This window comes from Paenibacillus sp. J31R120 (assembly GCF_056269225.1).
Genome location: NZ_JBWDNN010000001.1, coordinates 241,839 through 256,962, shown reverse-complemented (window position 1 = coordinate 256,962; position 15,124 = coordinate 241,839). Strand labels below are relative to the sequence as shown.

The following is a 15,124-nucleotide window of genomic DNA, read 5'->3' as shown; positions in this document are numbered from 1 at the left end:
ACAGGTGTCTGATAGACAAACAGCCCTTAAACTAAAACATGCAGTCTGAAGGCTGTTCCTATCATCTATCTGGTTAATCACAGTCGCAAGAATGGCTTAATAATAGGTGCAAGCGATTGTGCCATGCGCAAAAAACCGAGGTCAGTCGGATGTGTTCCGTCAACCGTACAATCATTGACGAAATCATCGCCTAGCAGCTTCAAGCCGTCAACGAAATGGATATTGCGGTCTCCTTCTATCCGCCTCTGTTCCACATTCTCGATCTGAATCAGCCTGCGGCGATCATTAAGCTCCCTTCTCTTCATATAGAACTGGTCTTCGGCCGTGCTAATCCTGGAGACGACTAATATTGGAACTACGGGATGCCGCTCTCTCAATATTTGAATAAATGCAGGCAGCGTTCGTGCGATGTTATCGGCATCGCCCGTATTCCCCTCATAATCAAGAATGAAAAGCGCCGGATCATCGATTTCCGACATGATATGCGCGAGCTCCGGCTCGCCCTTTCCATTGCCTGAGAAGCCAAGATTGACGAACTCCACCGGAATCATCCGGCTGAGAATATTCGTATAAGCCATACCCGGCCGGGAGGCGCATCCCCCTTGCGTAATCGAAGTTCCATATATAATAACGGGTCTGCTGCTTGCATAGGCAGGCGCTTCGCTTATGACAGCGTCCTGATCTACACCGATCCACACCTCTTCCACTCCTTGGTAGAGCGGCAAGTTTAAGGTGACGGCCACATCTTTTTTTGTATCCCACTGATAAAGCTGTGATTCATATTCATTTGCCGTTGGCTTGAATTTAGCCGTGGTGATAAAGCTCTGCTCGCCCGGCTCTCCAAGATAACAGTCAATCCCGCACTGCCCTGTAGGCGCCATATGATACATATTGGCCGGTCCGGCAAGACGCACCCTTATGACCAGCCTCGAAGAATTGGTGCGAAAGCGAATCTGCCCGCCTGCCGTACAATAAGCAAGCGTATCAACCGCAGGCGGCAAGACAGCCCCCGAAGCGAGGGGCAGGCGTCTGAATAGCCCATCCTGCGCAAGCCAAGGGAATCCCGCGATGTGAAAGGGGGCCTCAAGCGGAGAATGCCATCTCAACTGTTCTCCATTTATGGTCTCCCGGTATATCGTTTCGCCCAATTGATCTAAATTTATCTCTTTCGATTGAACGTTCATCTATGACTGCTCCCCTCTATCTCTACATGCATACACTTACTGCATTTATTCGATCTGGAATACATGCTTCCGAATCGCCTCAGCAACGCCGTCCTCGTTGTTGGTAGCCGTGATGACGTCCGCTATGGATTGGATATGCTCTTCTCCGTTGGCCATCGCCACACCGAGACCTGCCGCCTTCAGCAGCTTCGCGTCATTATAGCTGTCTCCTATAGCGATGACATCGGACATAGACAAGCCCAGCAGCTGACAAACCTGGCGCACTCCGCTTTCCTTTGAAATGCCTTGCACTGAAATCTCCATATTGACAGGGGCAGAGTGGGTAATCTCAAGCGTTCCCCAACTGAGCAGCTCTTTCTTTATTCCCGCAAGCTTCTCTTGGTCATGGCTGCCGATGCCGAATTTCATCCAATCCCGCTCGAACATCTCCGGCGTCCAGTCCGCGGCGCCTGTCAGGCTTTCTACACTGTAGCCCCAATACCATTCACCCCGTTCAGCAGCAATCGCGTGAATGCGGCGAATCGTGTCCCGAGGAATAAAGACGCGTTTATTAAGTCTGCCCGGCCCTTCCCAAATCTCTGCGCCATTGAGCAGCACCATTGGGGAATCGAGACCGAGCTCATCCCAGAAGCCCTTCGCATTTTGCAAGCCTCTTCCGGTAGAAAATATGACGGTAACTCCGTTGTCTACGGCATATTGAATCCACTTTTTCGTCTCTTCCGTAATTTGCTCCCGGTCTGTCAGGAGAGTCCCGTCCAGATCCAATGCCATCAGCTTATACTTCGCTTCTACCTGATGCATGACATTCATCCCTTCACCCCGCCCATTGTCGCGCCTTCCATAAGAAGTTTTTGGAATAGGATATAAATAATAATGGACGGTACCATCGCAATGGTTACCCCGGCAAACAAAGTTACCCAATCCGCAGTAAACTCCATTTGCTTGTTCGCAGAATACATTTGCACCGCAATGGGATATTTCTTTGGATCGCTCAAATAGATGAACGGCGCCAAGAAATTGTTATAGAATCCTAGGAACTTGAATACGCCAACGGTTACAATTCCCGGTGTAGACAAAGGCACAATAACGCGCCAGAACTTTTGGAATAAGGTGGCGCCATCCATCGTTGCGCTCTCTTCAAGCTCCACTGGCAGAGAGCTCATAAATCCTCCGAGCAGCATAAGGTAGAACACGCTTTCCCCCAGACTGGACAAGAGAATTAATCCGGTCAAGCTATTGGTCAAACTCAACTCCCGCATAATGACATACTGGGGTACAAGCGCATTGATGCCCGGCAGGAACAGAGACAACATAATCAAGCCCCATATCAGTTTTCTTCCTTTGAATTTCATTCGAGTAAGCGCATAGGCGTTAATGGTCGTAAAGAATAGACCAAGCACCAGACTTCCTCCAACATAATATAGGGTATTTAAGAGTGATTGCCCAAAACCGTATTGATTCCAGGCCTTGGAATAATTCTGCCATCGCAGTTCCGAAGGCAGCGCCCATATATCTTTAAAAAACTCAGGATTGCTTTTTAACGATTCGTAAATAACCCAGACTAAAGGAAATAATATGGTCAGCGCCCAGACATACAGCACCACACGCCACACAATGTCCATTAACGTTCGTTTTTCCTTCAAACAGATCCCTCCGAACCTTTATATGGAAACTAATACTCGTAGCCTTTGTTCGGCACAAATTTATCGATTAACAGCTTTGCTGTTACTAATATAGCGAACAGAATCATACCGACTGCCGAAGCGTAGCCGTAATTCCGATACTCTACGCCAAAAGCTAAGTTAAACATGTAAAGGCCGATGACGTCCGTCGACCCGAATGGTCCCCCATTCGTCATAATGAGGATGATTTCGAAGCCCTTCATTGTGCCGACGACGAGGAACAAAGCGCTGACGCGGATAATGGGCGTAACGAGCGGCATTGTAATTTTAAACAAGCGTGTCATATGTCCGGCTCCTTCAAGAATCGCCGCTTCGTACAATGACTTTGGAATCCCCAGCATCGCATTGGCAAAGATTATGACGTACAAGCCGACGCCGCCCCACACCCATGCCGGGATAATAGCTGCAAGCGCCGTGCTTTCATTGCCCAACCAATAGAAATTCCCGATATTAATGCCAACGAATTTGAGAAGCCCATTGAGCAAACCGTACGATCCGTCATAAATGAAAGCCCAGAGGAGGGCGACTACGACCGTAGATAAAACATTCGGAAAGAAAAACAATACCTTCAAAAATTTATTTTCTTTATACGATTTATTTGTAATTAAATAGGCAAGGAGCAAGGAGATGATAATCACAAAGAAAGGCACGGTTATCATAAAAATTAAGTTGTGAGTAAGCGCGCGCCACACATATTTATCTTGGAATGCGGTGATGAAATTGGACAACCCGACAAACTTGGCATCCGTAAATCCGTCCCAATTGAGCATCGCATAATAGACAGATAGAATGTTCGGAAACAATGTAAAAAGCAAATAGCCGCCAAAGGGAGGCACGATGGCTACGAACAGAAAGATCCACTTCTGCGTATTCGCCTTATCTAGACCCAGCTTGCGCACAGTCTTCTCAGCGGTTGAATCAGACATGAGAGGTCAACTCCAATCTTACGAGACGTTTATAAGTCAGTGTGAAGCCTATGGTTGCAATGGAAGAGCGGAGATGATCCTCCCCGCTCCATCACGTTTTTTTATTTCTTTTCAGCCTCTACAGCCTTCTTCAGCAGCTCTTCAGCTTGCTCCAGAATCGGCTTCGGGTCCTGCATGCCCATAGCAAATTTCGCAATATTCTCATTCATTAATTTTTCCGCTTGAGCAAGATTCGGATCGGAAATGCTGACAGACCGGCTTGCTTTGTAAGTATGAGCCTGATTATCCGCAATGTACTTCAGTACAGATTGGGCAGAGCTGGACAGCGTAGCCGTTCGGGCAGCATCCTCCGTAAAGTCCTTGCGCATGGGCAAAGCGCCTGCTTTTTCGGCAGCAAATTGTTGATTTTCAAGCGTAACCAGCCATGCGATCAATTCTTTGGCCCACTTTTTATTCAGCTCCGGCTTAGCTGCCCAGATATAGTTGAAGTTTGAAGTACCGCTTCGAATCCAGAGCTGTTGATTCGTGTTATCTCTGAAAGGAACAGCCATGTAGCCCCAATCGAAATCCTCAGGCGTTGCTTCCTTCATTTCATTCTCGACATGAGTCCCTGTCGATACCATCGCGGCTTGCCCCTGAATAACCTGCATTTGCGATTGCGTATGGTTCAATGCCGGAAGTCCCTCTGCAAAATATCCTTGTTGACCAAGCTCGTAGAAACGCGTCCAGGTTTCAACTGTCTCCGGATTGGTGTATTGCGGCAGACCATAGGTTCTAAAATTTTCGATAAATTCATCGACATGGCCATTGATATCAGCCAGCTCAAAGTTTTTCGCTGTTCCGAAAGCCCAGTTATGGTAGCTTGGATGAATGCCCGGGAACGTAATTGGAGCTATGCCGTCCGCTTTAATGTCTGCTAGCAGCGCTTTAAATTCATCCCATGTGTTCGGGTTTTGGTTCCAGCCATGCTCTTCGAATAGCTTTTTGTTAAAAAACAACCCGCCAAAGCTGCTCGCCGTCGTAAATTCATACCTTTTCCCATTGATCAGCGGCGTTGACTCGTACATGCCGGGCATCATAAGATCCTTGACCTTTTTGTCCGGCACGTCTGGAAGAGGATATTCCCAAATATCATCCATTGGCTCAAGCTTACCGGCTTCAGCGAGCCCCACAATACCTCCAGATGGCTCTGTATTGAATAGATCAAACATGTCATTATCATTGCCTGCAGAGATTTTTGTAGAAAGAATCGTCTTCATATCAGCTGAAGCCGTGATGTCTACTTTGACATTTGGATACTTGGCTGTGAACGATTCAACTGCATAATCAAACCACTCTCGGCCATAACCCCCTACAAAGAAGCCTACCTTTAGCGTGACTTTCTCATTCTTTGACAAGCCATTCTCATAAACCTCTGTCTCTGCAGAGACACCTGGCTTATCCGAGCCAACAGGAGTTGTACTTGGGCTAGTCCCGTTCTTCCCGCCGTTTCCAGCGCATGCAGCCAGCATCGTTAGAGATAATACGGCTGCAACACCCGTACTCATTAATCGTTTCATTTTTGCATTCAACATTTTAGTTCCCCCTTTAATTAATAAATAAATTGGATTAACTATTTGAATATAGCTGTATTTTGTTAATTACCAATCAAATCAGGGTTAATCATTTGTAAATAAGTTAATGGATTTCCTCTTTTAAGCCTCACCTCCCGCAATTACTTGTAAGCGTTTACAATTTTAATATTATTTGTTGGACCGTTAACCTTCTTACCCATTATTTTGATCATGAATGGCCCTTTTAATAATCGGGAGCGTTAACCTGAAAGCCCGAATTTCCAAAAAGGTTAATTTGAGCTGAAAGACCGCAATACTTCTAAAGCTTCGATTAGCGCTGAAACCGCCTTCCATCCCGAGTCGATGCATAATATACTTCGTGCGGCGAATATGGAATAAATTTGATATAATAATAAAGGATTCTAGCTGATACTGCTCCATCAATTGCTTGCTAAACATTAAATTCTGAACCGTATTAGATGATTTGTCTTCTTTTAATACTCTTTTTGCTGGAACGCCCTTCTTCACCAGATACTTTTTCATCAGCTCCGCTTCCGATCGGCGTGAACCAACTGCTCCCCCCGATACAATGATATATTGGTGCCCATACTGCTGAAAAAGTTTGTAAGCCTCATCCAGTCTTTCCTTAAGCAAAGGATGTATTCGGCCGTCTTTCGATACATAACCAAGCACAATAAGCGCATCTGCCCTGCCAGGTTTTAACACAACTGCATGCAGCCAGCATATGTAAGTCAGCGCCGCCATCGCTGCTGCTGCAAGCATCCATCCCATCCATCCCATGAATTGCTCCTCTAGACGTCTATTTGTTTTCTTTAATCAAATCAGTTTACAAATTAATCATATCTATTTTTTCCACATTGTCAATACAATCCTTTGTTTTTTTGGTATTGTGGGATTAAAAGTTCCTTTTATCGGCCTGACTAGCAACTTTTATTCACTTGATATTAATGCTACACTTGAAGCAGAGCAGGTGAATCATTTATCAAATGTTTTGAAGATCGATTAATATATAATAGTTGTCGGAAAGAGGATGCATATCGTGAGCGATTCGGTCAAAAAAACTAGCCATATGTTATTAAAATCAATTAATCAGCAGAAGGTTCTTTTTCTCATTTATTCAGAAGGACCGATCTCTCGCGTAGAGCTTTCAGAAAAGACTGGACTTAGCAGGCAGACCGTAACCAATATCGTGAACCGCCTGTTAGAAGAAAAAACAATCGTGGTAGGAGAACTCATGGATCTGGAGGCAGGAAGCGGACGAAAAAGAGTGGGCCTTCATATCAACAGCGGCAGCTTTTATGCCATTGGGCTTGAACTCGCCGGCAAATATATTCGCGGACAAGTCTACAACCTACGTCAAGAAGCTGTCGCATCAGCAGAACGTACGATTTTCAAATATGGCTCCGTAGATGTGCTGCTGAAGCTGCTTCATGAAGTCATTGATGAATTGATCAGTCAAATGCCCAACACCTCCAAAATAAAAGGAATTGGCATCAGCATACAGGGCCTGGTGGATTCTCAGCACGGTATCGTTCTCCGTACGCCCGGCATAGGTTTTCATCGTCTGCGGCTCAGTCAGTTGCTCGAAGACAAATATCATATTCCTGTGCATATCGAGAATGACGTTAATCTTCTTTCCGTCTACGAGAACATGAACGGCAGCTTGAAAGAATCCACTAACAATATCACCATTAAGTTCGATTATGGTACAGGCGGCGCTCTCGTCCATGATAAACAAATTGTAGCGGGATCCAACTTTGTCGCAGGGGAATTCGGGCATTATAAAGGGTTCTATGGGGAAGACGCTTATCCTTGCCATTGCGGCAGATCCGGATGCTTAACGACGCTTGCTTCCAGCAGCGGACTGGGTGTGTCGATCAAATGTACGCTTGCGGAGTTTGCCGAAGGCATCAAAACAGGTGATGCCAAGTTTCTTGGCTTGTATGAAAAAATAGTCGATGGCATCTCGGTAGCTCTCGCCAACATTATTACATTCATCAATCCAGACAGCTTGCTTATGACGGGCAGTGTCATTCAGTCTATCAGTCCCGAAATGTTCAGCGAAATCAAAGCCAGAGTCATGCACCAGCTGCCAGTAACGGTTAATCACGTCCAAATGATGTACCTTTATAACAAACCGGATGAAACGAAGCTTGCTGCCGGGTTAGTTATTAAACGGGCCTTTGAAATCCCGCTGGATACTTTGTCTCTTTAATTTTAATTCTTGCTGGAACGGTTCATTTCTGACTCAGAATGAACCGTTTTTACTTTTTTAAAACCCACATATCCTTAGCCGCACATCTCTTACAAGCCAAATCATCCGCACACTTCTTACCACATCCATGACAAAACCGGCTTTACAAGTAAGACATATGGTTCTAAACAACAAAAGAACGGTCCAGCCCGTCATGAGGGCTGGACCGTTCTTCTCTTGCTGCCTTGGAGCATTAAATGGCCGTTGTCTTCGAACCAATCGAAGACGCATCCTCCGCAGCACCGCTAATGACCCGGTCTACAGATTCGGACACGCGCTCCACTTCTTCTTTGATCATTCTCGTCTGAACCGTCGCATACGACACAATCTTCTGTACAGGCATCAGCAGCATGCGCGGTGAGATGGCCTCACTTCTGTCCTTTCGCTTCCGCTCCTTGCCGTATTGCTTCGTATTGGTCAATACCTTAAGCAGCAGCTTCAAGTAAATGCGTGTCGACTTGGCGAATAGCCCTTCCCTCAGCTTGAAAATTTCAAAGCCCAGCCGGTCTGCCCCGCGATGAATCATCGTAACACCATATACTGCCTTAATATGCTTAGCTTCAGGATCGGCTGACAACTGGTCCGCAAGCTGCGGCAGCGCGCGCTCCACTTCCCTCAGCATACGAATGCCTGTAGCAAGCGGCGACTTGGACGTAGCGGCGATGCTCGACAACATCCGGTTGTCGAAGTGCAGCTCCGCTACAGTATCCCCTTTCGCAATGCTGCCGCCTTGCTCGAACTTCAGCTCGTCGCCGTTATACTTCGTCACGCGATAATGGAAGGCCGGCGTATCGCTGTCGCCGACTTTCTTCAGACGGAACAGGGTATGGAAGGCCTGCTCCCACATCAGCCATAACGAGATGATAATTCGCTTGCCCAGCGAGCGGTGCATCGCCCGCTTCGCATCCGTCAGCTTCATCATCTCTTCGATGGCAACGAACGTATAGCCTCTCTTCGTTGCTTCTTCCATATACGCTTCCAGTGCACTTAGCATATTGCGGGGTGCATCATGATCGGCGCCCAGCGTATTGCCGCAGTCGTGCAGCAGCAGGACTTCGCCTGGACGAAGCTTCTTCATCATCCGCTTCTTCAGGCGTTCCGCGCCCACGGACTTTCGCCAATCCCCGAACATAGCCGACCATAGAATGATTCGCAAATAACCGAGATTGGAGTAATCGAACACATTGACGATCCCCCATGGTGGACGGTAGTAGATCGAGCGGGTGCCTGTAGCCTGCTCAATAATATCGTTCGTCTTCTCAATCTGGCGCCTAACCGTTCGAGGACGCATAACCCAGTTCGATTTATGCACATAATTATGAATACCGATGGTATGTCCTTCCTCTTGCATCCGGCGCAGCAATTCTTCTTGCCCATCAGCATGCGACCCAACGACAAAAAAAGTCGCTTTCGCATTGTAGCGGGCGAGCAAATCCAGCAGCTGTGGCGTATAGACAGGATCTGGCCCGTCATCGAACGTCAGTGCGATCTCCTTCTCCACTTTCCCCTTCTTGAATACGCGAAAGCCGAACGTTCGGCTTATCACGCCAGGGAGAAAGGCGTAGAACGTCATGACGTAGAATCCCCATAAAAACAAATTTTCCATCTTGTTTTCCCCACCGTTTGATGAAATAGTCGATGAATGATTAGCGGTTCAGAACAACAACAATACCTCTAATTGTATCATACTCAAATAAAAAATAGGCACAATTCATAAAATCTATAGTACAATCTTAATGGAAAGATAACCAAATCAAGATCCCGAAAATGGGAAGAAGGGGAACCGAATGCTGCCTTTCTACAAAAAATACTGGAGAACCGCATTTGACATTGCACTCATCGCATTAACCGTCTATTTGATCATGTATGCCTTCAGTTATGTGTACAAGATCGCCACTCCAATCTTTTTTGCGTTCCTGATCTTCCTTATCATTGAGCCGCTCGCAAAAAGATTGAACAAATGGGGCGTAAAGAAGTCCATCGCCTCCGGTATATCCATACTTATATTTACCCTGCTCATTCTGGGCGCCTTCTCCGGGGCGGCTGTGCTTATTACAAAGCAAGGTAACGCGCTGATTGAGAACTTCCCTAGATATCAAAGCATCCTTGCCGAACAAATCGGCAATCTGGCGTCCCAGGTAGAGAAACAGCTGGACAAGCTTCCTAATGACGTCAGCCTTTCGGAAGAGATCAAAAACCTGACCAAAGGCGCAACCGATAATCTGCAGAAGTGGATTACCGCCTTCCTGAACGGCTTGATCGGATACGTATCATCCTTCTCCACCTTTATTTTCAATTTTGTGGTCGGGATTATATTAGCTTATTTCTTAAGTATCGAAATTAAAACCTGGAAACAGGCCGCAACGGACAAAACGCCAAAAACTTTTAAAAATGCTTTTTTCTTCCTTAGAAACAATGTATTCAGAGGCATCGCATCGTACATCAAGGCACAAGCCAAAATGATCAGCATTACGTTCATCGTTATTCTGATCGCTCTTATCCTGCTTGGTGTAGATAATGCCTTCATCATAGCGGTAGTCGCTGCTATCTTCGACGTGTTGCCGCTGCTCGGTGTCAGCACACTGTTCATCCCATGGATTATTTATTTGTTCATCGTTGGGAAATTATCGCTGGCCATTTGGCTGTCTGCGCTGCTGCTGGTCGTCATTCTGACGCGCCAAATTCTGGAGCCGAAGATTACGGGCGATTCGCTGGGCGTTTCGGCGTTCACTATGCTGTCGTTCATGATTATCTCGCTTTCGCTGTTCGGCATCGCCGGCGTCATCCTGTCGCCGATACTTGTCATTCTCGTCAAGTCGCTGTACGACCAAGGCTACTTCCACCGCTGGATTCGCACACCGGTCGACGAATTCGATGAACCCGTCGTCGCAGCCGATGTGGCGAATGAGCCTGGGAAGCAAGATACCGCCTTTATTGACTCACTGAAAAAATAATACAGTTACGAAAAAGCTCCCGCCTCTGCATCAGAGTGACGGGAGCTTTATTTTTGGTCGCTGGCCCACCGGGTAGAACCATGCAACTAGCCGCTGTAACCGACGCCATTAGCGGTGTCGCCTAACACTATTTGCTCGATTATGCTTATCCAAACGATTTAGTGGTGCCTCACAACGCTAATCTGCCGAAATAGCTCATCCATCCCATTTAGTGGTGACTCACAACACAAACCTCCCGAAAAAGCTCATCCATCCCATTTAGCAGTGCAAGGTAACGTTAATTTCTGATTAGATAGCTCAGAAGCGGTGATCATGCCTATGAGGCTCATGCGCATGCTTCGCCGCGATGTCCATGACGCCGCGGAACAGCTTGGTCGCTTGGTGGGAGCTGCCGATAGGACGATTAGCCGCAAGCACCGCTACCGCATAGCGAGGCTTTGCAGCAGGTCCATATCCGGCGAACCACTGGTGATTAAGCGCCACGCCGTTTTTCTCCGTCTCCGCTGTACCGGACTTGCCCGCTACCTTCCAGGTTCCCTTACGTATCGATTGCCCTGTACCGTGATCGACGACCGCCTCCATCCCTCGCAGCAATGCCATTGCCGTATCCGTACGGATGCCTCGGCCGGTCAGGGGCAGCTTACGCGCCGGAAGCTCGACCATTTTCTCGCCGCTCGCGTAGCGGACCTCGCTGACAATTCTCGGCTCCATAACTCGGCCTCCGTGGATGAGCGTTACCATCAAATTCGCGGCCTGGAGCGGCGTCATACGGACGTCGCGCTGCCCGATACCGCTCTGAACGCGCACACCTCCGTCCTCCCCGCTCCGCTCACCCGCGAATAAGCGCCCCGCTTCCTCTTCCGGCAGCAGTCTGAGCGGCTTCGGGAACGGGCCGAAGCCTTGGCTGCTATGCCAGCCTATGCGCTCCTTCACACCAAGCGCCTCCGCCGTTCGATCCAGTTGCTCTGCTTCCAGTCGCTCCGCAATAGTAGCGAACACAATGTTGCAAGATTGGGCTATTCCTTCCTGGAAGGTAAGCTCGCCATGTCCGCCTTCCTTCCAGCAGGATAGCCCATACCTGCCGTAATGACCGTTGCAATGAAACTTTTCCCTCGGGTCTACCACGCCGTGCTCCAACGCAGATGCTGCCGTAACCAGCTTGTATATTGAACCCGGCTCTACCGCGGTCAGCGCATAGTTGCGCCACTCCGATCCGTCGCTGTTGCCAAACTTGCCGGGCCTCAGCTTCGGCCTCGACACCATCGCCACAATGTCGGCATTGCGCGCATCCAGCACGACAATTGACCCTTCCTGCAACCCCATGGCATCGGCATACTCTTCTATTTCATTCTGCATCGCCAGATCAATTGTCGTTACAACCTTAAGCGGATAATACCGGTTGCTCGGCTGTACGACGCGCAGATCAAGCCCGTGAAGCGGCGCATTGCGGCCATCGATAAAGTAGGAGACCGATGTTTCTCCAATGCCGTGCAGCAGGCCATCAAGCGATCTCTCCAGCCCTGAGCCGCCAACCTGTTCCGTTAGCTTCCTTCGGCCTTTCGCAATGTCCTGCTCATGAGCGGACATGAGCCATTCCGGATGCTGGCTTGTAAAGCCGATCACATGCTTCGCATCGAACTGGGACAAATAACGATTACGGTATGGAAGCACACGGACACCTTCTACCTTTAGACTTCTAATCGCGTTGGCCTGAGCTTCTGTGAGTCTGACCGGTCCGTCCTTCCCTGATCCCTCCCGCCAGAAATCCGGCTGCGTCATGTCATTCCAGCGATGGATGAGCTCTTCCTTGGAGATGCGCAGCTGCTCAGCCAGCTTGCCCAGTTGCTCCTGGCTACCCCGCACATCAGGCCTCACGGGGAATAACACGACCGTCATATAAGTCTCGCCTGTAATGGACAAACCGTTCCGGTCGAGGAAATCCCCTCTGCCCGTATCCAGAACAAGGCTCCTCTGCCGCTGCACAACCGCCATCCGCTTCCAGCCGTCCCGTCCGCCTGCTGCAGGCGATGCAGTCGGGATATGCGACGGGAGCAGCTGAAGCCATGCCATTCGGACCACGAACAGCAGCAGTACGAGGGTAATCAAGATGCCGATAGCTCCTGCTCTCTTCGTAATCACCGGACTCACCCTCCTGTTCTTTCAGCTAATCGCATTCCAGCTACTCTTAACGAGAACAGCCTCTTCTCACTATTGTTGCCTTTTGCCGATCTTCCAAACTTCGACAAACATGAGACAATCGGAGAATCAGAAATCATGGTTTACGAACCAAGCCATCCCATGAAAGCGCAAAAAAGCTGCCCCCATTACGGGGACAGCTTGCAGTATCGTTCTATTATTGCACTTTAAACTGTGACAACGAATCTTTCAGTCCGCGGGATACGGAATCCAGCTTCTCGGATAATCTGACCAGTCCATCACTGATGCTAAGCTGCTCGGTGCTGAGCGAAGCCACTTCCTCGGATGTAGCAGAGGACTCCTCGGCTACCGCGCTGACATTCGTCATAGCTTCCGACAATACGGATTGCGACTCGTCCAGTTGGCCGATCGATGTGGTCGCAAGCTCCAGCTTCTCGACGAAGTGGCCCATTTGTGCTTGCACCGTCAGGAAGATCTGATTCGCTTCCTTGACCGACGTAATCTGCTCCTGGAAGATCGGATATGCTTCGGACAGAACCTTAACCGTCTCTTCAATCTCTCCTTGAATCTTCGCTGTAATTTGACCAACAATATCGATCGATTGCTTCGATTGGTCAGCCAGCTTGCGGATTTCATCGGCAACGACCATAAAGCCTTTGCCTGCCGCGCCTGCGCGCGCCGCTTCAATCGTCGCATTGAGCGATAGAATATTCGTTTGCTTCGTCAAGTTGTTAAGCACATCCAGGATCTTCACAATCGAACCGGTGCTGTCCTTCAGCGCATCAACCTTCTCCACCATGGAACGCGTCATCTCTTCCGTCAGACCCGTCTTCTGGATCAATTGGCCCATGTACGAGGTACCTTGCTGGCTCGCTTGATCCACTTCGGATGCGGATTGCGACATTTGCTCGTTCGCAGAGATAACTTCCTTCATCTGCGTATTCATATGATTCGTCAGGTCGCTGCCGCGCTCCGCCTCAACAGCAAGACTTGTTGCGCCGTTGGCGATTTCATCCGTTGCCACTGCAATCTCTTTGGCAGCGATCGCGGTCTTCTTCGATGCGTCTGTCAGCTCGGATGCCGTCTGTAGAACCTCTGCTGCCGAATGAGTCGTTTGCAACGCCAAGGACGTGATTTGCGTCATCATGTCATTGAAGCTGTCAGCCAGCTGGCCGATCTCATCCTGGCGCTTCTTGATCGAAGAGCGAACCGTCAGATTGCCTCTTGCACCCTCAACCATCAGATTGCGGAGCTTCACAAGCGGAGTGGCAATTGTACGTATGACCAGAACCCCGATCGCGATGGCAATTAGCGTTGCCAGACCAACCATCAGCCATGTTAAGTTACGGATAACCGACGCTTGCTCTACCAGTTTCTCAACCGGAATCGTCGCTACGAATCTCCAGCCCGTAATCTCGGAAGTCTGATACGCAGCTAGCACGCTGTTGCCCTCTACCGTAGTCATCTTCTTGCGATCCGACTTAGCCTCTTCGCCCTCAATCGGCAGCGTAACAATATGCGGCTGTCCCAGCAAAGCCAGATCATTGTTCGTCACGTATTGACCCGCGCCATTCACGATGGCAAGCGTGCTGCCTTCGCCAAGCTGTACATCCTGGTATCGCTTCACGATCGCGTCCAGATTGACTTCCATGACCAGGACATAAGGTCTGTTTGCCGCTTTGATCACACGCGCAAGTGCGATCGAGTTAGGCGACTTGGAAGCAATGATCCCTGTGCTGCTCGGCTCGACCCACACGAGTCTGCCGTCCTGCTCAATCGTCTGCGTGAACCAGTCCGCCTTAGTCAGCGTATCGCCACGGTAGCCGTTATTGTTGCCAGCTGTAATGACACCTTCTTCTTCGTCGGTTGAAATAATAGCCGCACCTGTAATCGTGGTGTTGCCCATAATATAAGTAGACATACGATCAGATATCGTTCTGCTGGACTGCAGGATATCGTAAGAATCATTAGTTGTGGACAGAACTTTCAATTCTGTCTGAAGCTCTTTGTCGATTAGCATTTGAAGCGTCAGGTCAGCATACGTCTGGAATACGATATCCAGGTTGTTGGTTACCTGATTGACAGTCTGGTAGCTAGCTTCTGATACGTTCTTCTCCACCAGATTTTTGGCTTGGGAATACGCGATCAGCCCGACAGTCAATACGCAGGCAACGATACTGACGATAATAATAAAGAAAAGCTTAAGCCCAACAGATTTGACTGGGCTGGAAATGTTCACATCTTTCAGGCTGCTTTTCATCCAATTTGCTGTCGACTTAACGCTGGCGCCTGCTTTCTTCTCGCTCGCAAGCTTGTTTTCAATTTGTTGCTTGTTGTCCAATTCCTTTTCCTTTTTCTTCCCTTTTGTACCCGGCATGAAGGTAGACACCGCC

At 48.7% G+C, this 15,124-nt stretch carries 11 protein-coding genes; 2 read left to right on the top strand and 9 right to left on the bottom strand.

The window, feature by feature from the left end; all coding sequences use genetic code 11:
• Positions 1-77: 77 nt before the first annotated feature.
• The 6 genes from AC0YNW_RS01170 to AC0YNW_RS01145 form a co-directional block, all read right to left on the bottom strand.
• Complete coding sequence (locus AC0YNW_RS01170) at positions 78-1,184, bottom strand: SGNH/GDSL hydrolase family protein (protein WP_475830430.1); 1,107 nt, start codon at positions 1,182-1,184, stop codon at positions 78-80.
• A gap of 45 nt (positions 1,185-1,229) precedes the next feature.
• Complete coding sequence (locus tag AC0YNW_RS01165; protein ID WP_475830429.1) at positions 1,230-1,994, bottom strand: Cof-type HAD-IIB family hydrolase; 765 nt, start codon at positions 1,992-1,994, stop codon at positions 1,230-1,232.
• A complete protein-coding gene (locus AC0YNW_RS01160) occupies positions 1,991-2,827 on the bottom strand; it encodes a carbohydrate ABC transporter permease (RefSeq protein WP_387472588.1) in 837 nt (278 codons plus the stop codon). Before AC0YNW_RS01160 ends, AC0YNW_RS01165 begins: the two co-directional genes overlap by 4 nt.
• A 29-nt stretch (positions 2,828-2,856) precedes the next feature.
• Positions 2,857-3,792, bottom strand: coding sequence for a carbohydrate ABC transporter permease (locus tag AC0YNW_RS01155; RefSeq protein WP_475830428.1), 936 nt, complete (start codon positions 3,790-3,792; stop codon positions 2,857-2,859).
• Positions 3,793-3,893: 101 nt separating this feature from the next.
• Complete coding sequence (locus tag AC0YNW_RS01150) at positions 3,894-5,366, bottom strand: ABC transporter substrate-binding protein (protein ID WP_475830427.1); 1,473 nt, start codon at positions 5,364-5,366, stop codon at positions 3,894-3,896.
• 192 nt (positions 5,367-5,558) lie between these two features.
• Entirely contained in the window at positions 5,559-6,128 is a 570-nt protein-coding gene (locus AC0YNW_RS01145; RefSeq protein WP_475830426.1) for a YdcF family protein, read from the bottom strand.
• Positions 6,129-6,405: 277 nt separating this feature from the next.
• On the opposite strand from AC0YNW_RS01145, the gene AC0YNW_RS01140 reads away from it, so the two are divergent.
• Positions 6,406-7,581: an ROK family transcriptional regulator gene (locus AC0YNW_RS01140; protein WP_475830425.1), complete on the top strand. Its 1,176-nt coding sequence runs from the start codon at positions 6,406-6,408 to the stop codon at positions 7,579-7,581.
• A 232-nt stretch (positions 7,582-7,813) separates the two neighbouring features.
• On the opposite strand, the gene AC0YNW_RS01135 is transcribed toward AC0YNW_RS01140, so the two are convergent.
• On the bottom strand, positions 7,814-9,226 hold the full coding sequence (locus AC0YNW_RS01135; RefSeq protein WP_475830424.1) for a polysaccharide deacetylase family protein: 1,413 nt from the start codon (positions 9,224-9,226) through the stop codon (positions 7,814-7,816).
• Positions 9,227-9,407: 181 nt separating this feature from the next.
• Here AC0YNW_RS01135 and ytvI point away from each other — a divergent pair, with 181 nt between their 5' ends.
• Positions 9,408-10,574: a sporulation integral membrane protein YtvI gene (gene ytvI, locus AC0YNW_RS01130; RefSeq protein ID WP_475830423.1), complete on the top strand. Its 1,167-nt coding sequence runs from the start codon at positions 9,408-9,410 to the stop codon at positions 10,572-10,574.
• Positions 10,575-10,871: 297 nt separating this feature from the next.
• Here ytvI and AC0YNW_RS01125 read toward each other — a convergent pair whose 3' ends face one another.
• Positions 10,872-12,713 carry a peptidoglycan D,D-transpeptidase FtsI family protein gene (locus tag AC0YNW_RS01125; RefSeq protein WP_475830422.1) on the bottom strand — a complete coding sequence of 614 codons (1,842 nt, stop codon included), beginning with the start codon at positions 12,711-12,713 and terminating at the stop codon, positions 10,872-10,874.
• Positions 12,714-12,927: 214 nt separating this feature from the next.
• Positions 12,928-15,108, bottom strand: coding sequence for a methyl-accepting chemotaxis protein (locus AC0YNW_RS01120; RefSeq protein ID WP_475830421.1), 2,181 nt, complete (start codon positions 15,106-15,108; stop codon positions 12,928-12,930).
• Positions 15,109-15,124: the final 16 nt, after the last annotated feature.

Coding starts and splice junctions, on each gene's coding strand:
- AC0YNW_RS01135 (WP_475830424.1), bottom strand. CDS start 9,226: ATGGAAAATTTGTTTTTATGGGGATTCTACGTCATGACGTTCTACGCC.
- AC0YNW_RS01150 (WP_475830427.1), bottom strand. CDS start 5,366: ATGTTGAATGCAAAAATGAAACGATTAATGAGTACGGGTGTTGCAGCC.
- AC0YNW_RS01120 (WP_475830421.1), bottom strand. CDS start 15,108: ATGCCGGGTACAAAAGGGAAGAAAAAGGAAAAGGAATTGGACAACAAG.
- AC0YNW_RS01165 (WP_475830429.1), bottom strand. CDS start 1,994: ATGAATGTCATGCATCAGGTAGAAGCGAAGTATAAGCTGATGGCATTG.
- AC0YNW_RS01155 (WP_475830428.1), bottom strand. CDS start 3,792: ATGTCTGATTCAACCGCTGAGAAGACTGTGCGCAAGCTGGGTCTAGAT.
- AC0YNW_RS01145 (WP_475830426.1), bottom strand. CDS start 6,128: ATGCTTGCAGCAGCAGCGATGGCGGCGCTGACTTACATATGCTGGCTG.
- ytvI (WP_475830423.1), top strand. CDS start 9,408: ATGCTGCCTTTCTACAAAAAATACTGGAGAACCGCATTTGACATTGCA.
- AC0YNW_RS01170 (WP_475830430.1), bottom strand. CDS start 1,184: ATGAACGTTCAATCGAAAGAGATAAATTTAGATCAATTGGGCGAAACG.